At 74.6% G+C, this 24,054-nt stretch carries 27 protein-coding genes; 18 read left to right on the top strand and 9 right to left on the bottom strand.

Annotation, left to right across the window (positions count from 1 at the left end):
• Positions 1 to 50: 50 nt before the first annotated feature.
• The 8 genes from paaA to AD017_RS36505 all read left to right on the top strand — a co-directional run bounded on the left by paaA (position 51) and on the right by AD017_RS36505 (position 6,169).
• Positions 51 to 1,055 carry a 1,2-phenylacetyl-CoA epoxidase subunit PaaA gene (gene paaA, locus AD017_RS20640; RefSeq protein ID WP_010224380.1) on the top strand — a complete coding sequence of 335 codons (1,005 nt, stop codon included), beginning with the start codon at positions 51 to 53 and terminating at the stop codon, positions 1,053 to 1,055.
• Complete coding sequence (gene paaB, locus AD017_RS20635; RefSeq protein WP_010224382.1) at positions 1,052 to 1,450, top strand: 1,2-phenylacetyl-CoA epoxidase subunit PaaB; 399 nt, start codon at positions 1,052 to 1,054, stop codon at positions 1,448 to 1,450. Before paaA ends, paaB begins: the two co-directional genes overlap by 4 nt.
• Positions 1,447 to 2,358: a 1,2-phenylacetyl-CoA epoxidase subunit PaaC gene (gene paaC, locus AD017_RS20630; RefSeq protein WP_060575183.1), complete on the top strand. Its 912-nt coding sequence runs from the start codon at positions 1,447 to 1,449 to the stop codon at positions 2,356 to 2,358. Before paaB ends, paaC begins: the two co-directional genes overlap by 4 nt.
• Before the next feature lie 53 nt (positions 2,359 to 2,411).
• Entirely contained in the window at positions 2,412 to 2,858 is a 447-nt protein-coding gene (gene paaD, locus AD017_RS20625; RefSeq protein ID WP_238592015.1) for a 1,2-phenylacetyl-CoA epoxidase subunit PaaD, read from the top strand.
• Between the two features lie 3 nt (positions 2,859 to 2,861).
• On the top strand, positions 2,862 to 4,058 hold the full coding sequence (paaE, locus tag AD017_RS20620) for a 1,2-phenylacetyl-CoA epoxidase subunit PaaE (protein WP_145982560.1): 1,197 nt from the start codon (positions 2,862 to 2,864) through the stop codon (positions 4,056 to 4,058).
• Between the two features lie 18 nt (positions 4,059 to 4,076).
• A complete protein-coding gene (locus AD017_RS20615; protein ID WP_010224390.1) occupies positions 4,077 to 4,454 on the top strand; it encodes a PH domain-containing protein in 378 nt (125 codons plus the stop codon).
• A 33-nt stretch (positions 4,455 to 4,487) separates the two neighbouring features.
• Positions 4,488 to 5,108, top strand: coding sequence for a phosphoribosylanthranilate isomerase (locus tag AD017_RS20610; protein WP_060575181.1), 621 nt, complete (start codon positions 4,488 to 4,490; stop codon positions 5,106 to 5,108).
• A 290-nt stretch (positions 5,109 to 5,398) separates the two neighbouring features.
• The gene (locus tag AD017_RS36505) at positions 5,399 to 6,169 is read left to right on the top strand and encodes a hypothetical protein (RefSeq protein ID WP_060575180.1); all 771 of its coding nucleotides are present in this window, start codon (positions 5,399 to 5,401) and stop codon (positions 6,167 to 6,169) included.
• Here AD017_RS36505 and AD017_RS20600 read toward each other — a convergent pair.
• On the bottom strand, positions 6,162 to 6,833 hold the full coding sequence (locus tag AD017_RS20600) for an HAD family hydrolase (RefSeq protein WP_060575179.1): 672 nt from the start codon (positions 6,831 to 6,833) through the stop codon (positions 6,162 to 6,164). The two genes, AD017_RS36505 and AD017_RS20600, sit on opposite strands and share 8 nt — an antisense overlap.
• Entirely contained in the window at positions 6,830 to 7,843 is a 1,014-nt protein-coding gene (locus AD017_RS20595) for a zinc-binding dehydrogenase (protein ID WP_060575178.1), read from the bottom strand. Before AD017_RS20595 ends, AD017_RS20600 begins: the two co-directional genes overlap by 4 nt.
• Before the next feature lie 92 nt (positions 7,844 to 7,935).
• Between AD017_RS20595 and AD017_RS20590 the strand changes: the two genes are divergently transcribed.
• Positions 7,936 to 8,499 carry a TetR/AcrR family transcriptional regulator gene (locus tag AD017_RS20590; RefSeq protein ID WP_010235214.1) on the top strand — a complete coding sequence of 188 codons (564 nt, stop codon included), beginning with the start codon at positions 7,936 to 7,938 and terminating at the stop codon, positions 8,497 to 8,499.
• Positions 8,500 to 8,517: 18 nt separating this feature from the next.
• Here the strand turns inward: AD017_RS20590 and AD017_RS20585 are convergent, their stop codons facing one another.
• Positions 8,518 to 9,141: a DUF305 domain-containing protein gene (locus AD017_RS20585; RefSeq protein ID WP_060575177.1), complete on the bottom strand. Its 624-nt coding sequence runs from the start codon at positions 9,139 to 9,141 to the stop codon at positions 8,518 to 8,520.
• A 65-nt stretch (positions 9,142 to 9,206) separates the two neighbouring features.
• The gene (locus AD017_RS20580) at positions 9,207 to 9,659 is read right to left on the bottom strand and encodes a DUF6153 family protein (protein ID WP_145982559.1); all 453 of its coding nucleotides are present in this window, start codon (positions 9,657 to 9,659) and stop codon (positions 9,207 to 9,209) included.
• 82 nt (positions 9,660 to 9,741) lie between these two features.
• Between AD017_RS20580 and AD017_RS20575 the strand changes: the two genes are divergently transcribed.
• From AD017_RS20575 to AD017_RS20565, 3 genes are all read left to right on the top strand, one after another.
• Complete coding sequence (locus tag AD017_RS20575) at positions 9,742 to 10,023, top strand: metal-sensitive transcriptional regulator (RefSeq protein WP_010230496.1); 282 nt, start codon at positions 9,742 to 9,744, stop codon at positions 10,021 to 10,023.
• A 55-nt stretch (positions 10,024 to 10,078) separates the two neighbouring features.
• Positions 10,079 to 10,288 (top strand): heavy-metal-associated domain-containing protein, encoded by a 210-nt coding sequence (locus AD017_RS20570; protein ID WP_010230494.1) that lies wholly within the window; start codon positions 10,079 to 10,081, stop codon positions 10,286 to 10,288.
• Between the two features lie 216 nt (positions 10,289 to 10,504).
• On the top strand, positions 10,505 to 12,703 hold the full coding sequence (locus AD017_RS20565; protein WP_145984112.1) for a cation-translocating P-type ATPase: 2,199 nt from the start codon (positions 10,505 to 10,507) through the stop codon (positions 12,701 to 12,703).
• A 9-nt stretch (positions 12,704 to 12,712) separates the two neighbouring features.
• Here the strand turns inward: AD017_RS20565 and AD017_RS20560 are convergent, their stop codons facing one another.
• Both AD017_RS20560 and AD017_RS20555 read right to left on the bottom strand, forming a co-directional pair.
• The gene (locus tag AD017_RS20560) at positions 12,713 to 13,477 is read right to left on the bottom strand and encodes a GAF and ANTAR domain-containing protein (RefSeq protein ID WP_010230488.1); all 765 of its coding nucleotides are present in this window, start codon (positions 13,475 to 13,477) and stop codon (positions 12,713 to 12,715) included.
• Positions 13,478 to 13,650: 173 nt separating this feature from the next.
• Positions 13,651 to 14,790, bottom strand: coding sequence for an aromatic acid exporter family protein (locus AD017_RS20555; protein WP_139323920.1), 1,140 nt, complete (start codon positions 14,788 to 14,790; stop codon positions 13,651 to 13,653).
• Positions 14,791 to 15,120: 330 nt separating this feature from the next.
• Between AD017_RS20555 and AD017_RS20550 the strand changes: the two genes are divergently transcribed.
• The 5 genes from AD017_RS20550 (at position 15,121) to AD017_RS20530 (ending at position 20,466) form a co-directional block, all read left to right on the top strand.
• Positions 15,121 to 15,936 carry a sigma-70 family RNA polymerase sigma factor gene (locus tag AD017_RS20550; RefSeq protein WP_010230482.1) on the top strand — a complete coding sequence of 272 codons (816 nt, stop codon included), beginning with the start codon at positions 15,121 to 15,123 and terminating at the stop codon, positions 15,934 to 15,936.
• A 57-nt stretch (positions 15,937 to 15,993) separates the two neighbouring features.
• Positions 15,994 to 17,046, top strand: coding sequence for an acyl-CoA dehydrogenase (locus tag AD017_RS20545; protein WP_227013344.1), 1,053 nt, complete (start codon positions 15,994 to 15,996; stop codon positions 17,044 to 17,046).
• On the top strand, positions 17,046 to 18,332 hold the full coding sequence (locus AD017_RS20540) for a bifunctional PIG-L family deacetylase/class I SAM-dependent methyltransferase (RefSeq protein WP_060575174.1): 1,287 nt from the start codon (positions 17,046 to 17,048) through the stop codon (positions 18,330 to 18,332). The genes AD017_RS20545 and AD017_RS20540 overlap by 1 nt, the downstream gene beginning before the upstream one ends.
• The gene (locus tag AD017_RS20535) at positions 18,329 to 19,081 is read left to right on the top strand and encodes a glycosyltransferase family 2 protein (protein ID WP_060575173.1); all 753 of its coding nucleotides are present in this window, start codon (positions 18,329 to 18,331) and stop codon (positions 19,079 to 19,081) included. The genes AD017_RS20540 and AD017_RS20535 overlap by 4 nt, the downstream gene beginning before the upstream one ends.
• A gap of 671 nt (positions 19,082 to 19,752) precedes the next feature.
• Entirely contained in the window at positions 19,753 to 20,466 is a 714-nt protein-coding gene (locus tag AD017_RS20530) for a hypothetical protein (protein ID WP_145982556.1), read from the top strand.
• 9 nt (positions 20,467 to 20,475) lie between these two features.
• Here the strand turns inward: AD017_RS20530 and AD017_RS20525 are convergent, their stop codons facing one another.
• Together AD017_RS20525 and AD017_RS20520 are read right to left on the bottom strand one after the other, a co-directional pair.
• Complete coding sequence (locus AD017_RS20525; protein WP_060575171.1) at positions 20,476 to 21,243, bottom strand: class I SAM-dependent methyltransferase; 768 nt, start codon at positions 21,241 to 21,243, stop codon at positions 20,476 to 20,478.
• A gap of 9 nt (positions 21,244 to 21,252) precedes the next feature.
• Positions 21,253 to 22,266 carry a methylenetetrahydrofolate reductase gene (locus AD017_RS20520; protein WP_227012798.1) on the bottom strand — a complete coding sequence of 338 codons (1,014 nt, stop codon included), beginning with the start codon at positions 22,264 to 22,266 and terminating at the stop codon, positions 21,253 to 21,255.
• A gap of 84 nt (positions 22,267 to 22,350) precedes the next feature.
• On the opposite strand from AD017_RS20520, the gene AD017_RS20515 reads away from it, so the two are divergent.
• Positions 22,351 to 23,493 carry a hypothetical protein gene (locus tag AD017_RS20515; RefSeq protein ID WP_060575169.1) on the top strand — a complete coding sequence of 381 codons (1,143 nt, stop codon included), beginning with the start codon at positions 22,351 to 22,353 and terminating at the stop codon, positions 23,491 to 23,493.
• Between the two features lie 51 nt (positions 23,494 to 23,544).
• Here the strand turns inward: AD017_RS20515 and AD017_RS20510 are convergent, their stop codons facing one another.
• The gene (locus tag AD017_RS20510; RefSeq protein ID WP_010224975.1) at positions 23,545 to 23,934 is read right to left on the bottom strand and encodes a DUF2267 domain-containing protein; all 390 of its coding nucleotides are present in this window, start codon (positions 23,932 to 23,934) and stop codon (positions 23,545 to 23,547) included.
• Positions 23,935 to 24,054: the final 120 nt, after the last annotated feature.

The raw sequence follows: 24,054 nt of genomic DNA, 5'->3' as shown, positions 1-24,054 counted from the left end.
GTGGTGGGTCAGACTAGTAGCCGAACGAACATTCGGTACGGAGGTGTCCAGTGACGAGCACCGCGCCATCCGAGGCGGATCTGCAGGAACGCTTCGACGCCACGATCGCGGCGGACCAGCGGATCGAGCCGCGGGACTGGATGCCCGAGGCGTATCGGAGGACGTTGATCCGCCAGATCGCCCAGCACGCGCACTCGGAGATCATCGGGATGCAGCCCGAGGGCAACTGGCTGCTGCGGGCACCGTCGTTGCGGCGCAAGGCGATCCTGCTGGCCAAGGTGCAGGACGAGGCCGGTCACGGCATGTACCTGTACGCCGCCGCGGAGACCCTCGGGGTGGACCGCGAGGAGCTGACCGAGAAGCTGATCGACGCGAAGCAGAAGTACAGCTCGATCTTCAACTACCCGACGCTGTCCTGGGCGGACATCGGGGTGATCGGCTGGCTCGTCGACGGTGCGGCGATCTGCAACCAGGTGCCGCTGTGCCGGTGCTCCTACGGGCCCTACGCGCGGGCGATGATCCGGATCTGCAAGGAGGAGTCGTTCCACCAGCGGCAGGGCTACGAGTCCCTGCTCGCGCTGGCGAACGGCACCGAGGCCCAGCGGGCGATGGTGCAGGAGGCCACGGACCGGTGGTGGTGGCCGTCGCTGATGATGTTCGGCCCGGCCGACGGCGACTCCCCCAACACGCAGCAGTCGATGGCGTGGGGGATCAAGCGCCACACCAACGACGAACTGCGGCAGCGGTTCGTGGACATGAGCGTCCCGCAGGCGGAGGCGCTGGGCGTGACGCTGCCCGATCCCGAGCTGCGGTGGAACGAGCAGCGCCAGGCGCACGACTTCGGTGAGCCGGACTGGTCGGAGTTCACGGCGGTGATCTCCGGGGCGGGGCCGGCGAACCGGCAGCGGCTGGACCACCGGCGCCGTGCCCACGAGGGCGGCGAGTGGGTCCGCGAGGCGGCCCGCGCCTACGCCGACAAGCAGGCTGCCCGGGCGAGCACCGGGCCGGGCACGGGAGCGGGCGCAGGCACGAGCACCGAGGGGGACCGGGCGTGATCCCGAGCGACGACAGCACCGGCAGCACAGACAGCACCGAGGTGACCGCGGAGGGCGGGCACGGCGCCGTCCCCACCACCGGGGTCGAGACGGGCGCCGGGGTGGCGCCGTCGCGGCGGGCCTGGCCGCTCTACGAGGTGTTCGTGCGCGGCAAGCGCGGCCTCAACCACGTCCACGTCGGTTCCCTGCACGCCGCCGACGACGAGATGGCGCTGCACAACGCGCGCGACGTCTACACGCGTCGCAACGAGGGCGTCAGCATCTGGGTGGTGCGCGCCGACGCGATCGCCGCGTCCAGCCCGGACGAGAAGGACCCGTTCTTCGCGCCCAGCGCCGACAAGGTCTACCGGCACCCGACGTTCTACGCGATCCCGGAGGAGGTGCCGCACCTGTGAGCGGGACCGCGCACGAGGAGAACGTCTACGACGCGCTGACGGAGTCCGACGACCCGCGCTGGGCGTTCGGGTCCGGGTTCGAGGACGCCGAGGCCGACATCGTCGCCCCGGTGCCCGGGGGCACCGATCCCGCCGACCTGGCCGCGTACTGCCTGATGCTCGGCGACGACGCGCTGATCTACAGCCACCGGCTCACCGAGTGGGTCTCGAACGCCCCCGAGCTCGAGGAGGAGGTCGCGCTCGCCAACACCGCGCTCGACCTGCTCGGCCAGGCCCGGGTGCTGCTGTCCCGCGCCGGGCACGTCGAGGGCCTCGCCGAGGGCGGCACCGGCCGCGACGAGGACGCGCTCGCCCACGGGCGCGAGGTGCACGAGTTCCGCAACGTCGCGCTGGCCGAGCCCTCCGACGACCTCGACTTCGCCCGCGCGATCGCCCGGCTGCTGGTCTTCTCCACCTGGCGTCTGGCCCTGCTGCACCGCCTGCAGGGCTCGGCCGACCCGGTGGTGGCCGCCGTCGCCGCGAAGGGCGTCAAGGAGGTCACCTACCACCGCGACCACGCGGCCCGCTGGACGCTGCGCCTGGGTGACGGCACCGCCGAGTCGCACCGGCGGATGCAGGACGCGCTGGTGTGGGTCTGGCCGTTCCTGGGCGAGCTGTTCCGCACGTCCGACGTCGAACGGCGGCTGGTCGCCGCGGGCGTCGCCGTCGACCCGGCGGACACCCACGACGAGGTCCACGGGGTCCTCGACGAGGTGATCGCCCGGGCGACGCTGACCCGCCCCGACGTGCCCGGGATCGGCACCATCGCCGGCCGCGGCGGCCGCCAGGGCGTGCACACCGAGAAGCTGGAACAGGCACTCGTCGTCATGCAGAGCCTGGCCCGCAGGCACCCGGGGGCGACGTGGTGACCGCACCCGCGCTGGGCGCCCGCGACGTCGTCGCCGACGTCGTCGACCCCGAGATGCCGATGCTCACTCTCGACGACCTCGGCGTGATCAGGTCGGTGGACGAGACCCGCGACGGCGTCACGGTGACGATCACCCCGACCTACTCGGGCTGCCCGGCGATCGAGGAGATGCGCGCCGACATCGCCCGCGCGCTCGACGGCGCCGGGTACCGGGTCGCCGGCGTCCGGACCGTGCTGTCCCCGCCGTGGAGCACCGACTGGATCAGCGAGACCGGCAGGCGCAAGCTCGCCGAGGCCGGCGTCGCACCGCCCGGCCGGGCCACGCCGCACGCACCGGGGCCGGTCCCCCTGACGCTGGACCCGCCGTCGGCCGTCGTGCGCTGCCCGCAGTGCGGATCACCGGCCACCGAGGAGTTCTCCCGTTTCGGCCCGACCGCGTGCACCGCACTGCGCCGGTGCACCGCCTGCCGGGAGCCGTTCGAGCACATGAAGGAGCTCTAGACGATGAGCGAGCAGCGCCGCACCGCCGCCTGGCAGGCACGGGCGAACCGGGCGTCCGGCCGCACCACGCTCGCACTCGACGACGAGATCGAGGCGCTGCTGGCCGGTACCGGCGAGCCCGGTGCGGACGCCCTCCCGGCCGGGTTCCACCGGCTCGTCGTGTCCGGTGTGGACCGCCTGTGCGACGACGCCGTCGCCGTCACCTTCGACGTGCCCGGCGACCTGCGCGCGCACTACGCCTTCCGGCCCGGCCAGTACCTCACCCTGCGCCGCCGCACCGACGACGGCGAGGAGCGCCGCTCGTACTCGATCTGCTCCCCCGCGGGCTCCGCGCCGCGGGTCGGCGTGCGCCGGGTCGACGGCGGGCTGTTCTCCGAGTGGCTGGTCGACCGGGTCGAGCCCGGCGACGTCGTCGAGGTCGGCCCGCCCGGCGGCTCCTTCACCCCCGACCTGGACGCCGGCACCCACCACGGGCTGATCGCCGCCGGTTCGGGCATCACACCGGTGCTGTCGATCGCCGCGTCGCTGCTGGCCGCGCACCCCGACACCCGGGTCACGCTGCTCTACGGCAACCGCCGGACCGACACGGTCATGTTCACCGAGGAGATCGCCGACCTCAAGAACGCCCACGGCCCGCGGCTGCACCTGCTGCACGTGCTGTCCCGCGAACCCACCGAGGCCGAGATCGTCAACGGCCGCCTCGACGCGGGACGGATCCGGACGCTGCTCACCGCACTCGTCGACACCGCCGACGTCGACGAGTGGTGGCTGTGCGGACCGCTCGGCATGACCGAGGACGCCGTCGCGGTCCTGGGTGAGCTCGGCACCGACCGCCGGCGGGTGCACCGCGAGCTGTTCTACGTCGACGAGCCGCCGCCCGAGGTGCACCGCGCCGAGGACGACGCGGCAGCCGGGGACGGGACCGGCAGCGAGGTCACCGTCGTCCTCAACGGACGGTCGACCACGCTGGCGCTGCCGCGCGGCGAGACCGTGCTGGACGCGGCCCAGAAGGTGCGGGGCGACCTGCCCTTCGCCTGCAAGGGCGGGGTCTGCGGCACGTGCCGGGCGAAGGTCACCGACGGCGAGGTCGACATGCGACGCAACTTCGCCCTGGAGGACGACGAGGTCGCGGCCGGGTTCGTCCTGACGTGCCAGAGCCGGCCGGTGTCCGGACGGGCCACGATCGACTACGACGTCTGAGCCCGCGAGAATGGCGCCATGGGATTCCTCGACGGTGTCATGGGCAACGCGTCCCGGGTCGATCCGCAGGCGGCGGCGCACGAGTTCGGGCGGCTGCTCGCGCAGGGCGAGCAGATCCACGCCGCGTACCAGCTGCTGCGGGACTCGTTCCTCTTCACCGACCGGCGACTGATCATGGTCGACAAGCAGGGCATGACCGGTCGCAAGGTCGAGTACCACTCGATCCCCTACAGGGCGATCACGCACTTCTCCGTGGAGACGGCGGGGACGTTCGACCTGGACGCGGAGCTGAAGATCTGGCTGTCCGGGAGCCCGGCGCCGATCCAGAAGCAGTTCGGCAAGGGTGTCGACGTCTACGAGGTGCAGGCGCTGCTGAGCAGCTTCGTCGCGCGCTGAGGAGCACGGCCGGGGACCACGTAGGGTCGTGCCGTGTTCGTGAAGGTGTGCGGCCTGCGTACCGCCGAGGACGTCCGGGTCGCGGTCGGGGCCGGGGCCGACGCGATCGGGTTCGTGCTGCACCCGCCGAGCCCGCGCTACGTCGATCCCGGGACCGCGCGCGACCTCGTCGGCCAGGTGCCGCCGGGGGTGCTGTCGGTGGTCGTCGTGGCCGACTACACCGCCGCCGACGCCGCCCGCGCCACCCGGGAGATCGGCGCCGACGTGCTCCAGCTGCACGGCCGCTACACCGCCGGGGACTTCGCCGTCGCCGCCGCGGAGCCGGTCCGGCTCTGGCGGGCAACCTCCCTGGACCAGCGTCCCGACCTGCGGGTCGGCGCCTTCGGCGAGGAGGTCCTGCTGCTGGACTCGCCGGTCGCCGGTTCCGGCGAGACCTGGGCGGCCGAGGCGATGGAGCACCGTCCGGACGGGCCGTGGCTGCTCGCGGGCGGTCTCGACCCGGACAACGTCGGCGACGCCGTCCGGCGGGTCCGGCCCTGGGGCGTCGACGTCTCCAGCGGCGTCGAGGCGACCCGCGGGGTGAAGGACCACGGCCGGATCGCGGCGTTCGTCGCCGCGGCACGGGCCGCGGACCGGCCCGCCGGCCGGGTCTGAGCGGCGCCGGCGCCCGGTCGGCCGCAGGACACTGAGCCGTCCGGCCGAGCCGCTCCCCGTTCACAGCGCGGCGGCGCCCGGTCACCGCCGGTCGCCCTCAGGGAGGCCACCCGCCCCGGAACCGGGCATACCGTCGGTCTCGGAACGGTAACGACGTCGATCCCCAGCGGCGTCACGCGCCCCGCTCCCCCATCCGGGCGCGACCGCTTCCGACGAGGAAGGACGAACCAGCTGTGCCGAGGCATACCCCCGGCGGCACGGCACGTGTCCGGCGCTCCCCGAGCCGGCCCGTGCCGTCCCGCACCGTCGTGACCCGCGACGTCCACCGACCCGTCCGCCGCCCGGTGGGCGCGGTCGGGATGCTCAGCTCCGCGCTCGCCGGTGGCGGCCTCGTCGCCGGGCACGTCGCGACCGGCGGGCTCGCACCGCAGACCGAGGACCTGGCGCTGCAGTCGTTCAGCCTCCCCTCCGCCGAGGCGGCACAGGCCGATCCCGCCGCACCCGCCGCGTCGGCGGGCGCGGCCCGGGCCCTCGCCGAGCCGCCGCCCCCGGTGGACGTCGACGAGATCGTCGGCGCCGCGACCGGCGCGGTCGACGACGCCGTCGCGGCCCGCGAGGAGCAGCGCCGGGCCGCGGAGGCCGCCGCGAAGGCGGCCGCCGCCGCGGCGGCCGAGCCCGACGAGCCGGAGCCGTCGTCCGGCGGTGGCGGTACCGGGCCGAGCACCTGCGCGGCCGGCACCGAGGGCATGGAGGGTGTCGCCGGCAACGTCGCCGACGCCGGCGAGACGCTGCGCTGCATGTTCGGCGTCGACACCGTGCTCGGCATCGGCAGCCGCGGTGGCACGTCCGACCACCCGAGCGGCAAGGCGCTCGACTTCATGGTCGACCGCGCCACCGGCGACCGGCTGGCCGAGTACGCGCTGGCCAACCGCGACGAGCTCGGCATCACCTACGTGATCTGGCGTCAGCGCATCGACACCGGCAGCGGCTGGGAGATGCAGGAGGACCGGGGCGGCGACACCGCCAACCACATGGACCACGTGCACATCTCCTTCAGCTGAGCTCCCTGAGCTCCCCCAGCTCGGTCAGGTCGCCGACGTGCAGGTCCGGCGCGACCGCCGAGGGCGGCGCGGGCGTGGCGCCGGTACCGGCCCGCCCGCGCCGCCGTTCCACCCAGCACGTCCTGATGCCGAGCCGCTGCGCGGTGCCGACGTCGTGGTAGCGGCTCTGCGCGACGTGCAGCAGCTCGCCGCGGGAGATCCCGGCGAGATCGAGACGGCCCAGCATCCAGGCGAACATCTGCGGGTCCGGCTTGTTCACGCCCACGTCGGAGACGGTCACGACGTCGTCGAACGGGTCGCCGAGCGTCCGCGCCATCGCCAGGGTCCCGGCCCGGTCGGCGTTGGTCAGCGCGACCAGCCGGAACCGGTGACCGAGCCGGGCGAGCGTCCCGGCGGCGTCCGGGAAGGCCGGCCACCCCGGCAACGACGCCCGCAGGGCCGCCGGGTCGGGCAGCCCCAGTCGCTCCGAGATCGGGTCCAGCATCTGCGTGAACGGCATCTCCGGTGTGCGGTGCTGCTGCACGTCCTCGGCGGCGGCGAACTCCGCCAGGACCTGCTCGTCCGGTGCGGTCACGCCCTGCCGCCGTACGCAGTCGAGAATGCCGGTCTCGAAGTCGATCAGCGTGCCGACGACGTCGAAGCTCAGCGCCCGCACCCGCGTCACGGCTCCACCACCAGCTTCCCCACGAAGCCCTTGCCGGCGAACCGCTCCTGGGCGGCGGCCAGGTCGGCGAGCGGGAACCGGGCGGCGACCGGCAGCCGCAGGGCCCCGCGCCCGGCGAGCTCGACGACCTCGGCGAAGTCGTCGTGGGTGCCGAACGACGACCCGACCAGCGTGAGCTGGCGCAGGTAGACGGTCCGCAGATCCGCCTCGACGAGCGGACCGGCGATCGCGCCCGCGACCACGTAGCGGCCGAGCGGGGCGAGCGCGCCGAGCAGCGCCGGGAACGACGGCCCGGCGACGACGTCGGCGACCACGTCCACCTCACCGGCCTCGGCGACGGCGTCGCGGTCGAGCACGACGTCGGCGCCCATCGCGCGGACCGCCTCGTGCTTGGCCGCACCGGCGACGGCGACCACGCGGGCGCCGCGGTCCTTCGCGATCTGCACCAGCGCCGCGCCGACACCGCCGGAGGCCCCGGTGACCAGCACCGACTCCCCGGCCCGCAGGCCGGCCCGGCCGAGCATCCGCATCGCGGTCGTCGCCGCCGTCGGCAGCGCCGCGAGCTCGGCGGGCGACAGCGCACCGCCGACCGGGTGCGCGTTCCCCGCCGGCACGGTGACCAGCTCGGCGAACCCGCCGTCGCGCTCGCTGCCCAGGTAGTCGGTCGTGACCAGGGCGCGCTCGCCGCCGTCGTAGATCATGGGGTCGACCAGCACCCGCTCCCCGATCCGGCTCGTGGGCACCCCGTCGCCGACGGCGTCGATCTCACCGGTGACGTCGGCACCCTGGATGCGCGGGAACGCGAACGCCGAGCGCCGCCACCCGGTCCGCGCGCCGGGGTCGTCGCCGGTGCCGTAGGCGCCCTCGCGCGTCCAGACGTCGGTGTTGTTCAGCGCCGCCGCGCGCACCCGGATCCGCACCTCGCCCGGTGCGGGCACCGGGTCCGGCACGTCGTCGCGGTACTCCAGCGCGTCCGGGCCGCCGTGGCGGGTCAGCAGGACCGCCCTCATGTCTCCTCCTCAGGTAAACCGATCGGTATACCCACGAAGGAGAACAGCGCGACCCGTGTCATGTCAACCCACCGGTCGGTATAGTCGGCGTCGTGCCGGACACCCTCACCCCCACCACCGACGCCGGACGCCGGCTGCTCGCCGCCGCGTCCGAGCTCTTCTACCGCCGGGGCATCACCGCGGTCGGCGTCGCCGGGATCGCCGAGGCGGCAGGCGTCACCAAGAAGACGCTCTACGACTGCTACGGCTCGAAGTCCACGCTGGTCGCGGCCTACCTGGCGCACCGGCACCGCACGTGGTGGGAGCACCTGCAGCGCCGGATCGAGGCGGCACCGGCCCCGCGGGTGCTCGCCGTGTTCGAGGCCTACCGCGAGCACCCGGCCCTGGACAGCGACGTGGGCTGCGCGTTCCAGCGCGGGGCCGCGGAGCTCGACGAGGGCCACCCGGGCCGGGCCGTCATCACCGAGCACAAGACGGCGGTGCGCGCCGAGATCGCGCGGCTGCTCGCCGAGGACGTCCCGGGCGACGCCACGGAGCTCGCCGACCTGCTGGCCCTGCTGCTGGAGGGCGCGGCCTTCCAGCGCGGGCTCGACGGCACCCCCGACGCGCTCGACCGGGCGGCCGCGCACGCACGAGCACTGCTCGCCGCACGCTGACCGCCCGGCCGGGCGGGATCAGGCCCGGTCGAGCATGCCGCGCATCGCGTCGATCTCGGACCGCTGGGCGTCGACGATCCGCTGCGCCAGCTCACGTGCCTGCGGGTTCTCCCCGTCGGCGAGCTCCGCGCCTGCCATGGCGACCGCTCCCTCGTGGTGGACGATCATCAGCTCGAGGAAGCGGCGGTCGAACGCGGGCCCGGTGGCCCGTTCCAGCTCCGCCATGTCGTCGGCGGTCATCATCCCGGACATGTCACCGTGCCCGCCGTGGGCGCCGTGCTCCATGGCCGCGCCTGCGGACTCCGGTGCACCCCAGGCCGCGAGGAACCCGCGCAGCTGCTCGATTTCCGGGCCCTGCGCCGCCTCGATCGCGGCGGCCAGGCGGCGCACCCCGTCGTCGGACGCCCGCCCCTCGGCCAGGCGCGCCATCTCCACGGCCTGCCGGTGGTGCGGGATCATGCCCTGCGCGAAGGCGATGTCGGCGTCGCCGTGCCGGGCGTCGGCGCCGGGGGCGGCGGTCGCCGCCGGAGGCGCGGCCGCCGGGGCAGCGGGTTCCGCCGCGGTCCCGCCGGAACAGCCGGTGAGGACGAGGGCAGCGGTGATCGTCGCGGCGGCGAGTGCCGCCGCGTGGGTGGTCGTCATGTGGACTCCCGTGTCGGAACGGTGTGATCGGCCGGACTCCGGCGCTCTCCCGCGCCGGGGGCCGATCAGGTCCGCGACACGCAGAGCAGGGCCAGCCGCCGCCCGACCGGGGGCGGCCGTCCGGCCGCGGGACCGGGGACGTCGCGTCGCGACGTCGTGACCGTCGCCGGGAGCGGGACACGGCCGAGGAACAGCAGGGCCGCGAGCAGCGCGACGCCGACGGCGGCGAGCACGGCGAGGCACAGATGGAGGAGGTGCGCGGCGCCGCCGTGGTCCCCGTGACCGCCGTGGTCCCCGTGCGCGGGTGCCCCGGCCACCGCGGGCGGCAGGACGCCCGGCGCACCGTCGGCCCCATCGGCGGCGACGGGGCCCGGGACGGGCGCGGCCGGTGCGACCATCGCGGGCGGCCCCGCGGGCGCGGCGGCCGCGGGCAGTACGAGGGCGTGCATGCCCACCAGCCCGAGCAGGACCGGCAGCACGACGAGCACCAGCCGTCGTCCGGGACCTCCGCTCGTCATACCGCGCAGGTTACCCACCCCACATCGTTTGATGCCCCTACCCCCTAGGGGTATCGTCGGATCCGGACCGAGGAGGTGCGCGATGCACGGCTACGCCGACAACAAGGACGCCCACGTCAACCGGATGCGCCGGATCGAGGGCCAGGTCCGCGGCATCAGCAGGATGATCGAGTCGGACAAGTACTGCATCGACGTCCTGACCCAGGTCGCCGCGGTCAACAAGGCACTCGAGGCGGTCGCGCTCGGTCTGCTCGACGAACACCTCAAGCACTGTGTCGCCGACGCCGCCGCCGAGGGCGGCCCCGTCGCCGAGCAGAAGCTCGAGGAGGCCAGCGCCGCCATCGCCCGTCTCGTCCGGTCCTAGCTCCCCCACCCACCCTGCCCGCACCCCGCGGACACCACGAGGAGGTACGCACGCCATGAGCACCGCCACCTACACCGTCACCGGCATGACCTGCGAGCACTGCGTCGCCTCGGTCACCGAGGAGGTCGGCGAGATCTCCGGGGTGACCGGCGTCGACGTGGACCTGTCCACCGGCGCCGTCAGCGTCACCAGCGACGGCCCCGTCTCCGACGACGCCGTCCGCGCCGCCGTGTCGGAGGCCGGGTACGAGGTCACCGGCTCCTGATCCCGCGGGCGGGCCCGTCCCGCGGCCCGTCCGTCCCCCACCCACGCACCCGGCAGGGGTCGCCGCGCACGCGGCCCACCCCGGCAGGGTCCGATCGAAGGGTCCAGCCATGACAACCCTCGTCCCCGAGGGAGACCTCCGGTGACCACCACCGCCCCGCGGTCCGGTCGTGACCGGAGCGACGACGTCCAGGAGATCGAGCTCGCCATCGGCGGGATGACCTGTGCGTCCTGCGCCAACCGGGTCGAGCGCAAGCTCAACAAGCTCGACGGCGTCACCGCCAGCGTCAACTACGCCACCGAGAAGGCCAGGGTCACCGCACCCGACGGCGTCGCCGCCGCGACGCTGATCGAGACCGTCGAGTCCGCCGGCTACACCGCGACCCCGCCCGCCCCGGCGTCCGAGGAGGACGACGACGGCGACGCCGCGGCCCTGCTGCTGCGCGACCGGCTGGTCATCGCCGCCGTCCTCGCGGTGCCCGTGGTCGTGCTGTCGATGGTCCCGGCCTGGCAGTTCGTGAACTGGCAGTGGGCGGCGTTCGTGCTGACCGTCCCGATCTGGTCGTGGTCCGGGGCGCCGTTCCACAAGGCCGCCTGGACCAACCTGCGGCACGGCGCGGCCACGATGGACACCCTCATCTCGATGGGGACGACCGCGGCGCTGGCCTGGTCGGTGTACGCGCTGTTCTGGGGCACCGCGGGCATCCCCGGCCTGGTGCACCCCTTCGAGCTGTCGATCTCGGCGTCGCACGGTGCGAGCAACATCTACCTCGAGGTCGTCGCGGGCGTCATCACGTTCGTGCTGGCCGGGCGCTGGTTCGAGCTGCGCTCCAAGCGCCGGGCCGGTGCCGCGCTGCGGGCGCTGCTGGAGCTGGGGGCCAAGGAGGTCACCGTCCTGCGCGGGGGTGTCGAGCACCGGATCCCGGTGGGCGACCTCGCGGTCGGCGACCGGTTCGTCGTCCACCCCGGGGAAAAGGTCGCCACCGACGGCGAGGTCGTCGAGGGCCGGTCCGCGGTGGACGCGTCGATGCTGACCGGCGAGTCCGTCCCGGTGGAGGTCCGCACGGGCGACACCGTCGTCGGGGCGACCGTCAACTCCGGTGGCCGGCTGGTCGTGCGGGCGACCCGGATCGGCTCCGACACGCAGCTCGCGCAGATGGCGCGGCTGGTCGAGGAGGCGCAGTCCGGCAAGGCCGCGGTGCAGCGGCTCGCCGACCGGATCTCCGGCGTGTTCGTGCCGATCGTGATCGTCGTGGCGCTCGTGACGCTGGGCTTCTGGCTGGGCAGCGGCGCCGGGGTGTCGGCGGCCTTCACCGCCGCCGTCGCCGTCCTGATCATCGCCTGCCCGTGCGCGCTCGGCCTCGCGACGCCGACTGCACTGCTGGTCGGCACCGGTCGCGGCGCCCAGATGGGCATCCTGATCAAGGGCCCGGAGGTGCTGGAGTCGACCCGCACGGTCGACACCGTCGTCCTGGACAAGACCGGCACCGTCACCACGGGCCGGATGACGCTGGTCGCCGTGCACACCGCCGACGGCGTCGACGAGGACGAGGCGCTGCGCCTGGCCGGTGCGCTGGAGCGGGCCTCCCAGCACCCGATCGCCGCCGCCGTGACCGCGGGGGCGGCCGAGCGGGTCGGCGAGCTCCCCGCCGTCGAGGACTTCACCGACCACGAGGGCCTCGGGGTGCAGGGCGTCGTCGGGTCCCGTGCCGTGCTGGTCGGCAGGCCGCGGCTGCTCGAGGAGTGGTCGGTCCCGCTGACCGGCACGCTCGCCGGCGCGGTGGCCGACGAGGCCGCCCGCGGCCGCACCGCGGTCGCGGTGGCGTGGGACGGCGAGGCCCGGGCGGTGCTCGTCGTCGCGGACTCGGTGAAGGAGACCTCGGCCGAGGCGATCGCCGAGTTCGTCCGGCTCGGGTTGCGCCCGGTCCTGCTGACCGGTGACAACCGGGCCGTCGCCGAGTCGGTCGCCGCCGAGGTCGGCATCGGGACCGGGCCGGACAGCGTGATCGCCGACGTGATGCCGGCCGACAAGCTGGCCGTGATCGAGCGGCTGCAGCGCGAGGGCCGGGTCGTGGCCATGGTCGGCGACGGCGTCAACGACGCCGCGGCGCTCGCGAAGGCCGATCTCGGCCTGGCCATGGGCACCGGCACCGACGTGGCGATCGAGGCGTCCGACATCACCCTGGTGCGGGGCGACCTGCGGGCGGCCGCGGACGCCGTGCGGCTGTCCCGCCGGACCCTGCGGACGATCCGGGGGAACCTCTTCTGGGCGTTCGCCTACAACACCGCGGCCATCCCGCTGGCCGCGTTCGGGCTGCTGAACCCGATGATCGCCGGCGCCGCGATGGCGTTCAGCTCGGTGTGCGTGGTGTCGAACAGCCTGCGCCTGCGCAGCTTCCGCGGGCACGCCGTCTGATCGGGCGGCTCACCCGGCGTCGCGCTCCTCCGGCTCGCGGGAGAGGTGCTCGGCGATCGAGCGCAGCTTGACGTTGAGGTGCTGCGACGCACGGGTGAGCCGTTCGAAGGCGGTGTCCGAGGAGATCGAGTACCGCTCCTTGAGGATGCCGATGGCCTCACCGATCACCTGCCGGCTGCGGACCGCCTCCTGCAGGCCGGACCGGGTGCGGGCGGCGTCGATCGCGACGGCGGCGTGCGCGGCGAGCACGACGATGCGGTCCTGGTCGCTCTCGTCGAAGGCGTCGACGACCGGCCCGAACACGTTGAGTGCCCCGATCGTGCGCGAGTCGATGAACAAGCGGCAGGCCACCATCGACCGGACGCCGCGGCGGGCCGCCTCCGGGCCGTACCGCGGCCAGCGCGGGTCCCCGGCCAGGTCCGGGACGGAGAAATTGCGGTCGTCACGGATCGCCTGCAGGCACGGGCCCTCGTCCATCTCGTGCTGCAGCTCGTCGAGCTGCTCGGCCGTGCGGTCGCTGGCGGCGGGGGTCGTGACCCGTCCCTTGGAGGTCAGCGACACCGCGGCGTGGCTGCACCCTTCCACGATCTCGGTGCACGCCTCGAGCACGCGGTCACACGCGTCGGAGGCGTCCTCCGCGAGGTAGAGGTACCGGGACACCTCGGCCATCACCGATGCGAGGGTCTCCGGCGCGGCGGCGGCATCGGCGTCGGCGCGCGTCTCACCGAAGGCCCCCTGCTCGAGGGTCTGGATCCAGGAACGCTCGTCGGTCACGCGCTGCCGTTCCGCTCGTCGATGTCGTCGTCCAGGGTAGGGGGCGGCCCCGCCGGCTGCAGAGCTGAACCGACAGGACCTGAGCCGGCGACGCGCCCGGGCCCGACGGCGGCATGAGAGGGAGGTACCCGCACACGCGGGTCCCACACGCATCCGGCGCGATCGTCCGGGGATCAGCCCGCCGCCGGGTGCAGATCCGGGGACCGGTCGGACGGTCCGGCCTGCACGTGGTCCAGGCAGCGGCGCAGGTGCAGCACGATCCCGGACGCGGCGAGGCTGTCCTCCCAGCCGGCCGCCGCCCCGTCGAGCCGCTCCGTCACCCGGTCCAGCGAGTCGCGCGCGGCGGCCAGGTTCCTGGTGTGGGTGTCGCCGTCCGGCGACTCCGGGCCGCGGGCGAGGTGGAGGAGGTCGGCCGACCCGACCGCCGTCGCGAGACCGGACATGGCGTCGGCGACCGGGCGGCGCAGGTCCGGGTCCAGTACCAGGACGGTGCGTTCGGCCCACGCCGTCTGGGCGAGGACGGTGCTGATGTCCCGTACCAGGACGGCGAGCTGCTCCAGGGTCTGCGCGGCCTCGTAGAGCTGCTGGCCGCGGATCCGGTACGAGCGTGCACGCAGGTTCGCGCGCCGCCCGGAGTCGGCGGCCACGACGGCCTCCCGGGTCGCGTCGATCAGCGGCTCGAAGTCGTGCCGGTGCCGGATCCACTCCTCCCGCTCGGGCGGCCACTGTTCGGCCAGCACGGCCGCCATCTCGTGCAGGTGGTCGGCGATCCCGTCGCGGAGCCGGGTCACCCGGCGGGAGGCGCGCCCGTTCTGCGGGGGCGGCGGCAGCACCACGGTGACCAGGATCCCGACGGCGACGCCGAGCAGCGTCTGCCCGAGGTAGCCGGCCATGAAGCCGGTGGGGTCCACGGCCCCGACGAGGATCGTGAACAGGGCGGCGAGCGGGACGGTGTCGCGCTGCGGTGCGAGGTACGGCAGCGCGCCGAGCGCCATGCCGAGGACGACGGCGAGCGCGACACCCCACCACGTGGCACCGGCGGCGTGCACCGCCGCCGCGCCGAGGCCGACCCCGACGGCGGTGGCGGTGAGCGCGCGCAGGCTCTGCCGCAGCGAGTCGACGACGGTCGGGTAGCAGACGAGCAGGGCACCCATCGGGGCGTAGTAGGGGTAGTCGCCGACGACGCCGGGGACCAGCGTCGCGAGGTACCAGGCGGCGGCGGTCGCGGCGCCGGCGCGCCAGGCCAGGCGCATGCGGTGGCGCAGGTCGTCGGGGAACGACCCGGCCGTGGACAGGGGGAGACGCGATCTCAACAAGGCTCCGTCGCGGTCGTGCGTGTCTCGGGGACGGGCCGTGGTCTCGACCGCAGAGGGGGCCACCGGAGCCAGTCGCGGGAAGGCGGACCGGCCGGCGCACCGGACCCGGTGCGCAGCAGCCGCCGGGACGGTACCCACCATGGCGGGGAGCCACACACCCGGCACCGGACGCGGTGCGGGCCCGATCCGGGCGGGCGCGAACAGAGCAGTGCGGCGGGTGGTCTTGTGGGGACCAGGTGATGTTCGTACCGTCGGCACGTCCGATGTCGAGACGACAGCCGTTCAATCACGCAGCGGAGTCGACGCCCCGAAGAACCGGGAGTCCCCGTGCGTACCACCGCATCCCACTCGTCCGAGTCGCGCCCCGGCACCACCGGTGCCCGCCGCGACGGCCCGAACGCCTACGACGACGTCGAGCCCGACCTACGGCGCCTCGCCGGCATGGATCCCGCCGATCCCGCCCGCGGCCCGCTGCGGGACCGGGTCATCTGCGCCTTCCTCCCGCTGGCACGCAACCTGTCGCGTCGCTACGTCACCGGCGTGCACTCGGCCGACGACGTCGAGCAGGCCGCGACGCTCGGCCTGATCAAGGCGGTCGACCGCTACGACCCGGACGTCGCCACCGGCGGCCCGCTCGGGTACCTGGTGCCCTGCGTCCGCGGCGAGCTCATGCGCTACCTCCGCGACCACAGCTGGGCCCTGCGCGTCCCCCGCGACCTCAAGGAGCGCAGCGTCGGCCTCAACCGGGCCGCCGTGACACTGACCCAGAGGCTGGGCCGTGCCCCGCGCCCCAGCGAGCTCGCGTCCGAACTGGACGTCGACACCTCCGAGGTCGTCGAGGCGCTCGGCGCGATGGAGTCCTACAACGCGGTCTCGCTCGACGAGCCGGGACCCGACGGCGAGACGACGCTCGGGGAACGCCTCGGCGAGGACGACGGCGCCCTGGAGGGCGCACCGGTCCGGACCGAGCTCCGGGAACGGATCGGCGAGCTCCCGGAACGGGAGCGCCGGATCCTGCTGCTGCGGTTCTACGGCAACCGCACCCAGTCCGAGATCGCCGAGGACATCGGTGTGTCGCAGATGCACGTCTCGCGGTTGCTGACCCGCACCGTGGCCACCCTGCGGCACGACCTCGACGGCTGATCCGGCGTCCGGCGCCGTGTCGGGTTTGGACCGCTCGGCAACGGTGATACGTCGCCGGTGACCGATCCCGAACACCTCCACTCCCGGACGGGTGCCGGAACCGGGACCGTCCCGGGGCCCTCCGGGATCCTCGGCCGGGTCCCCGACCCCGCCGGGGCACCCACTCCCTTCCCCGCCGCCGCGGCCCTGGCCGGCGCCGTCGCCGCGGGCGACCTCGACCTCCCGCTGCCCGGCTCCGGGGCGACCGCGGAGCGCTGGGCACGCCTGGCCGCCGTCGGCCGCCGTGACCTGCCGGTCGCGCGACTGGCCGAGGGGCACACCGACGCGGTCGCGATCCTGGCCGAGCACGGCCGGGGTGCCGCCCCCGGCGTCACCTACGGGGTGTGGGCGTCGCGGGCCGGCGGTGGGGCACGTCTGGGGTCCGGCCCGGGCGGGCCACGGCTCGGCGGGACGGTCCGGTTCTGTTCCGGCACGCACCTGCTGGACCGGGCGCTCGTCGTCGCGGGTGCCGGCGACGACGCCACCCGGATCGTCGATGTCGATCTCCGCGATCCGCGGGTCGAACGCCGGACCGGGGCGTGGCGGGCAGCCGGGATGGCTGCCGCCGACACCGACGACGTCGTCCTGCACGACGTACCGGTCCCGCCCGAGGCCTTCGTCGGCGGACCCGACGCCTACACCGGACGGCCCGGGTTCCGGCACGGGGGCGCCGGGGTCGCCGCCGTCTGGCTCGGCGGCGCCGCCGGGATCGTCGACGAGATCGCCGCCGGCCTGCGCGGCACCGGCGGGGACCCGCACCGGCTCGCCGGTCTCGGCACGCTGCACGCCGCGGTCGCCGCGGCGGACGCGCTGCTCGGTGCCACGGCCGCCGCGATCGACGCCGACCCGGCCGACCCGCACCGCATCGCGGTGGCGGCCGCCCGGGCCGCCGTGGAACGGGCCTGCCGCACGGAGCTCGACGCCGGGCCCGAGACCGCCGGGGTCACCGTGCTGGCCGGCTCCGACCGGCTCGCGGCGCGGCTCGCCGACCTCCAGGTCTACCTGCGTCAGCACCACGGTGCGCGGGACCTGGCCGACCTGGGCCGGGCCGTGCTCGGCGAGGAGGACTGATGGAGCCGATCCAGCCCGCCGACGTGTGGGAGGACGCCGTCGCGACGCGCGCCGTCCACGAGCTGGAACCGTCGGGGTTCCGCCGTCTCGTCGTGGTCTGCGCCCATCCCGACGACGAGACACTCGGTGCGGCCGGGCTGCTCCGCGGCGTCGCCGCGGCGGGTGGCACCGTCGAGCTCGTCCTGGCGAGCGACGGCGAGGCGGCGCTGCCCGAGATCGGCGGGCTCGACCGCGCCGCGCTGGCCCGCACCCGCCGGGCCGAACTCGACGCGGCACTGGCCGAGCTGGGCGTCTCCGCGACGGTGCACCGGCTCGGGATGCCCGACTCCGCGCTCCGGACGGAGGACCTCGTCCCGGCGCTGATGCCGTACCTGGGAGGTGCCGACGCGTGGGCGAGCCCGTGGCGGGCGGACCCGCACCCCGACCACGCGGCCGTCGCGGAGGCGTGCCGGGCGGCCGCACCGGTGACCGTGCACGGCTTCGGCTTCCCGGTCTGGGCGCGGACGCGGTGCGACCCGCACGGCCCGGACGTCCCGTGGGAGCGCGGCCACCGGCTGCGGCTGTCCCCCGGCGACCGTGCCGCCAAGCGACGGGCGATCGCCGCGCACGCGTCGCAGACCGCGGTCCCGGCCGGCGGCAGCCGGGCCGTGCTGTCCGCCGCCACGCTCGAACACTTCCACGGCACCGAGGAGGTCTACTTCCGGGAGCCGCCCGCCACCGGGGCACCGCCGGAGCTGTTCGCCGCCCGCTACCGCGACGACCCGGACCCGTGGCGGGTACGGAGCTCCTGGTACGAGCGGCGCAAGCAGGCGGTCCTGCTCGCCTCGCTGCCCCGCGAGCACTACGGGCTGGTCGCCGAGCCGGGGTGCGGGATCGGTGAGCTCACCCGTGCGCTGGCGAGCCGGTGCCGGCGGCTCGTCGCCACCGACGCGGTCGACGAGGCCGTGTCCGCCACGACGGCGGCCGTCGCGGACGCACCCGGCGTCGAGGTCGCGCGGGCCGACGTCGACGACGCGCGCGCCGTGCCCGACGGCGCCGATCTCGTCGTGCTGTCGGAGTTCCTGTACTACCTGCCCGCGCAGCGGGTGACGGCCGTGCTGGACCGGGTCGCGACGGCGCTGGAGCCCGGTGGCGACCTCGCCCTCGTGCACTGGCGGCGCTGGCCGGCCGAGGCTCCCGCGGACGCCGCCACCGTGCACGGCCGGGTACGGGACGACGACCGGTTCCGCACCGTCGTCGACCACACCGACGAGGAGTTCCTGCTGCTCGTGGTGCGGCGGCGGTGACCCCGGGGCCGATCACCGCGGCAGGAGTGCTGATCCCGGCGCACGACGAGGCCGGTTCGATCGGTGCCTGCGTGGGATCCGTCCTGACGGCGCTCGACAGGACACCGGGGCTGCGGGCCCGGGCGCTGTGCGTGGTGGCGGACCGCTGCTCCGACGCCACCGCCGCGCACGCCCGGGCGGCGGCCGCCGGACACCCGGCCGCCCGGCGGGTCCGGGTCACCGTGCTCGAACGGGACCCGCAGGCGGTCCGCGACGGGCTGCCCCCGGTCGTCGGGGCGGCGCGCACCCTGGCCGGGCGGACGGTGCTGCGCTCGCTGGGCACCGATCCGGCGACGACCTGGCTGCTCAGCATCGACGCCGACGGCACCGTCGCACCCGGGTGGGTGCGCGAGCACCTCGCGATCGCCGACACGGGGGCCGGCGCCGTGGCGGGCGGCGTCGTCCTCGACCTGCCCGGTTCCCCGCGGCCGCCCGGGGAGCCGCCGGCCCCGGACCATCCCGTCTACGCGGCGAACCTCGGTCTGCGCGCGGACGCCTTCCTCGCGGTCGCCGGTTTCCCGGCGGTGGGCAGCGGGGAGGACCACGGGATCGTCGCCCGGCTGCGGGCACACGGGTTCCGGGTCGTCCCCGGTGCCCCGGGGACGGTCCGCACCAGCGCCCGCGAGCGGGGCCGGGCCCGCGGCGGGCTCGCCGACCTGCTGCGGGACACGGGCTCGGAGAGCCCGGGGGCGGGGCGACCGGTGGCGTGAACGAAATGATCTTCGACTGCACAACAGAGCCAGCCATATTCGCTCCCTTTCCCACACACAGACGCCTCTTATACTTCTTCTCGCCTAGCCGAGGAAACTTTCCGCGTCTCCTCAACTCGACTGGGCGACACAGGCTCGACCTGTACAGGTTCTCGTAGACCGGAGGTCGATCGGTCTATCGTCGATACATGACTCACGCGATCAGAAAACCATCGCTTCATGAGCGACTGTTGATCGCTCTTGGATTACTTCTCGTAATCACTCTGTGCTGCTCGAGTGTGGCTCACGCCAAGGGAGCGAGATCTTCGATCTCCGGCCAATCCGCACCTCTATGCAGCGACTCGGTCAGCGCCAGTCAACTTGATGTCCGCCCCTCAGACGGACCCGTTTCTGGAACCGAGACATGGTCCTTCCGCATCAATCTCGCGGGGATCGAGAACCACCTTGGAGGCCCGCAGGCTCCGGCAGGCAGTTTTACGGCGACCTTCGAGCGGTCCGTCCGTGGACCTTTCGTGGCGTCGCCCCGCGGGGCTGCGTTCCGGTCAGCTACACGACGACGTTGCGGCCCTCGATCGATGTGCGCGTCGATGTCTTCCGCGCCAGTGGTAGCTTGGCCTGCTACGCGACGTTGACACTCCGCAATCCTGGCCTGGTCGCCCGCAGGTGAGTCGGTGAAGCTCATGGATCGAAATCAGATACGATTCCCGGCCACCTCCTGTCGGACGGTGCACGAGAAAGAAGTTCACGTGGTTCTCAGATTCAGGACGCAGGGACTGACGGCAGTCGTTCCGGACTTCCCACACAGCCCGCGCGAGACCTTTGTCGAATCCGTGACCGGTGCTCCGGATGCTGTGACAGCGATGACGACCTGTACCGCGGTCCCCACCGGTTCGCCGTCCGGTGCCTTCAGCGGCGTACGGCTGGTCTGCGTCCACACCCCGCTACCCGACCAGGGACGGCCGGACCTGATCGGGGCCGCAGCCGCTCTTCACGTGGGAGCGACCCTCCCCGGGCCGGCCGACGAGTACCCGGGGGCGGTACCGGCCGCACTGTCCCTGGCGAACGACGAGATCGGGAGTCCGAGTGGCACGGACTGCTCGGTCGTCCTGGACGGAGACGTCATCGACTGCACATCCTGGCGGTTCGCCGGGGCGGTGACGCTCCTCCCCGCCGGCCCGGCCAGGTTCTCCGTCCTGTTGGTCGGACGACCGCAGCACGGAGTCCAGTTGGCCTTCACGCGAGTCACGGATCTCGCCGAGATCGGGATCGAATCCGGTGAGTACGACCCCGGTTCGGTGACCGGCAGACGGAATGCCGCCACGATGGCATCGGGGACCGACGACGCTGCGGTAGCGGAGTACCGGAGACTGGCCACGCATCGCTGACCGAGGTTCTCAGCGAGCGGTGGCATGCAGCAGCACCCCGGTCACGGTGCCCTCGGAGATCAACCGGCCGATCCGGTCCGCCTGCTCCTCCGCCGCGCGGAACCGCGGATCGTCGCCGTGGTCGCGGGTCAGCACCTCGTCGACCCGGCCGATCCGGTCGTGCCAGCTCCTCGGGGCGTCGGCGAACCCGGTGAGCGGGGCCTCCTCGACGACCGTGAACCCGGCCTGGTCGAGCAGGTCCCGGGTCCCGGCGACGGTCGGGAAGAGGTTGCCCTCCGGCGCCCCCGCGGGCCGCGGCTCGTCGGCGGTGTACACCAGCAGGCCCAGCCCACCGCCGGGGCGCAGGATCCGGTGCAGCTCGCCGAGCAGGACGTCCTTCTCCCGCACCGTGCGCAGCACCCCGAGGCACCAGCAGGCCGGGACCGATCCGGTCGCCAGCGGTATCCGGTGCCCGTCCCCGACGACGGCGGGCAGCCCGAACATCGACGCCGCGGCCCGGCAGGCCCCCGGCATCGGGTCGACGACGACCGGGTCGGCACCGAAGTACTCGCGGGCGTAGGCGGCGGGCCCGCCGGTGCCGCCGCCGACGTCGGCGAGCCGGGTGCCGCGGCCGACCCCGCACGCCGCGACCAGCCGGTCCAGACCGTCGGGGCTGGCGCTGCCCCGGCACGCCGCCGGGATCGCGTGGTCGTCGCCGAGCTCGGCGACCGCCACGCGGGTCCACTCCGCGACGGTGTCGAACTCGAGTTCCATCCGCTCGGGGACGAGGTCGGCCATGGCGTCCGCCTACCCGCGGGTCCCGGCCCTACTCCGGATCCGGTGCCCGATCTCGGCCTTGATCGCGGCGGCGGTGTCGTCGTCGCCGGAGGAACCGCGGCCGGACAGGTTGACCCCGGCGACGCCGTCGACGGCCAGCAGCGCCACGGCCTCGTCGACGGCCGCCTCGATGCCCGCCTCGACCGGGTCGGACGCGGTCAGCACCCGCTCGACCGCGGCCGGGTCGATCTCCAGACCGGGGAACGCCTCCAGCCGCCGGGCGCCCGGCTCGTCGGTGAACACCGCGACCCCGGCGACCACCGGCAGCGTCGCGCCGTGGCCGCGGGCGGCGGTGACGAACTCCGCGACCCGCCCCGGTGACGCCGCGTGGTTCAGGACGACCGCGCCCGCGCCGGCCCGCTGCTTCTCGGCCAGCCGCGCCGGGCGCAGCCCGGTCGGCGGGGCGTCCGGCGCCTCGGGGACGACGGCGGGCAGCCCGGCCGCGGCGGCGAGCGACGCCAGCCGGGTGCCGTCGAGGTCGAACACCTGGGAGACGTCCGGCCGCACACTCGGGCCGCGGGCGTCACCGGTCACGCAGAACACGGCCTCCGCTCCGGCTGCGGCCAGCCCGGCGACGTCCTGTTCGAGAACGACGCGGTTGCGGTCCCGGCAGGTCAGCGTCACCCACGGGTGCCCGCCCGCCTCCCGGGCGAGCACGGCCAGCATCGTCGGCGGGAAGTCCGGCTCGTCGTGGTGCTGGCCGATCAGCAGCGCGTCGCACGAGCCGGCGATCGTCCGCACGATCCGGCCGAGTGCGGCGGGATCGTACGGCGGCGACGTCAGATCGGTGAGCACGACGGGCCCCTTGTGCCCGAACGCGGCCGGTGCCGCCGACCGGCCGGGCGGCCCCGTCCACGGGACGGCGGCGCCGTCGGCGAACGGGCACGGCACCGTCCCGAGCTCGCAGGTCAGGTCCGCGCGCACGCCCCCGCACGGCCCGAACTCCATCCGCTTCGGGCAGGGATCGAGTCGTACGTCACCCACGCGACCGTCCTCCCCCGTCTGCCTCATTCCAAACCTCTTCCCTGCGCGTGCGTCCGGCGCGTACGCGATCTACCGTGCCCCGCCGTGACCGATACGTCCCGTGCCACCGTCCTCACACTCGTCGCCGATCCCGGGCTGCCCACCGAGCTCGCCGAGCGGCTGGCCCGCGAGCTGCCCACCGAGCTCGACCGGCACGGGGACGGCCGGTGGGAGGTCCGGCTGTCCGGCGAGCAGATCGCGCTCGATGCGCAGGGGTCCCTGCCGATGCTGGAGATCGGGGGGCGCGCCCGCGAGAACGACGCGGCCGACGCGGTCGTGCTGATCACCGACCTGCCGCGCCGGGCCGGGCAGGACCCCGTCGCCGCCGACGCCGGCACCGGCGACCGGGTGGGCCTGGTCTCGCTGCCCGCGCTCGGGGCACTCGACCAGTACCGGCGCTGCCGGGACACGGTCGTCCGGCTCGTGACCCGGCACCTGTTCCCCGCCGAGGACCGGGCCGCGGTCGGCGAGAGCGCGCAGGCCGGGAGCGCGGGCTCGCTCACCCGACTCGACCCCGGTGACGGGAACGAGGACGACGCCGGCAGCGCGGGCGTCGAGGACGGCGTCGACGTCCGCCTGGGTCTGGTCGGTGTGCGGGGCCGGCTCCGGCTGCTCGCCGGGCTGGTCCGCGCGAACCGCCCGTGGCGGCTCGTGCCGAGCCTGTCCCCCGCGATCGCGGCGGCCGCGGGCGGGGCGGCATTCGGCATCTTCTATTCGAACATCTGGCAGCTGGCGACCGCGCTCGGCGTGACCCGGCAGATCACCGTCATGCTGCTCGCGCTCGTCGGGATGACCGCCTGGCTGATCCTGAACAACGGGCTCTGGGAGTCGCGGCGCAGCCGGTCGCTGCGCGAGGAGATGCTGCTGTCCAATGCCTCGACGGTGATCACCGTCGGGGTCGGGGTCCTGATCATGTTCGCGCTGCTGTTCGCGATGTCGCTGGTGGCCGCGGCGCTGGTCGTCCCGCCCGACTACCTCGGTTCGACGCTCATGCGCGAGTCCGGGTTCGACGACTACCTCATGATCGCCCTGCTCTCGACCTCGATGGGCACCGTCGCCGGCGCGCTCGGATCCGGCTTCGCCGACGAGTCGGCGGTCCGGCAGGCCGCGTACAGCCGTCGTGAGCAGGAGCGGCGGGCGCGGCTGGACCGGGAGGAGGAGCGCCAGGAGGGCGGGCGTCAGGGCTGAGTCGCGGCTGGTGCGCGGGCGGGAGCCGCCCGCACACCAGCCGAGTGGTCGTCAGCGGTGCCGCACCAGGTCGGTCTGCAGCAGGTCGGCGTACTCGCCGGGCAGCTGGGCGGCGAGGTGGGCGTACTCCTCGTCGGTCACCGCGACGGCGATCGTCGCCAGCGTCGCGCGGGCGTGGCGCCGGGCGTCGGCTCGCGGGACGCCCTCGTCGTCGGCCACCCGGTCGTAGAACCCGTCGACGTCGAACCGCTCGCCCCCGCCCGTCGCGGGCAGGGCCTCCCCCAGGTCACCGGGGAGCTGGGAGGCGAGGTTGCCGGGCATCCCGCCCGCGAGGCGGCTGCCGAGCACCCGCAGGGTCGACCGGACCGCGCGGTCGGCGGCGGACTGGTCGGGCAGCTCGCCGCTGTCGCGGACGGTGCTGATGAACGTGTCGTACTGCATGTCCGTCGCGTACCCGGCACGCCGGTCCCGACACGTGCGGATCGTCGTCGACCGATGAGCCGGGCCCGTCGCCACGGTCGGAACCTACGACGGCGCGGCGGCCGCGCCGCGCGGCCGCAC

Origin of the sequence: Pseudonocardia sp. EC080619-01 (assembly GCF_001420995.1) — a bacterium.
GTDB lineage: Bacteria > Actinomycetota > Actinomycetes > Mycobacteriales > Pseudonocardiaceae > Pseudonocardia.
Note: the sequence above shows the minus strand (reverse complement) of the source record. Positions and strands in the feature narration are given on the sequence as shown.

Bases quoted from the DNA above. Each gene is read 5' to 3' on its own strand.
- AD017_RS20510 (WP_010224975.1), bottom strand. From the start codon at position 23,934: ATGCAGTACGACACGTTCATCAGCACCGTCCGCGACAGCGGCGAGCTG.
- AD017_RS20595 (WP_060575178.1), bottom strand. From the start codon at position 7,843: ATGAGGGCGGTCCTGCTGACCCGCCACGGCGGCCCGGACGCGCTGGAG.
- AD017_RS20565 (WP_145984112.1), top strand. From the start codon at position 10,505: ATGACCTGTGCGTCCTGCGCCAACCGGGTCGAGCGCAAGCTCAACAAG.
- paaE (WP_145982560.1), top strand. From the start codon at position 2,862: ATGAGCGAGCAGCGCCGCACCGCCGCCTGGCAGGCACGGGCGAACCGG.
- paaD (WP_238592015.1), top strand. From the start codon at position 2,412: ATGCCGATGCTCACTCTCGACGACCTCGGCGTGATCAGGTCGGTGGAC.
- AD017_RS20615 (WP_010224390.1), top strand. From the start codon at position 4,077: ATGGGATTCCTCGACGGTGTCATGGGCAACGCGTCCCGGGTCGATCCG.
- AD017_RS20575 (WP_010230496.1), top strand. From the start codon at position 9,742: ATGCACGGCTACGCCGACAACAAGGACGCCCACGTCAACCGGATGCGC.
- AD017_RS20580 (WP_145982559.1), bottom strand. From the start codon at position 9,659: ATGACGAGCGGAGGTCCCGGACGACGGCTGGTGCTCGTCGTGCTGCCG.
- AD017_RS20570 (WP_010230494.1), top strand. From the start codon at position 10,079: ATGAGCACCGCCACCTACACCGTCACCGGCATGACCTGCGAGCACTGC.
- AD017_RS20540 (WP_060575174.1), top strand. From the start codon at position 17,046: ATGGAGCCGATCCAGCCCGCCGACGTGTGGGAGGACGCCGTCGCGACG.
- AD017_RS20525 (WP_060575171.1), bottom strand. From the start codon at position 21,243: ATGGCCGACCTCGTCCCCGAGCGGATGGAACTCGAGTTCGACACCGTC.
- AD017_RS20585 (WP_060575177.1), bottom strand. From the start codon at position 9,141: ATGACGACCACCCACGCGGCGGCACTCGCCGCCGCGACGATCACCGCT.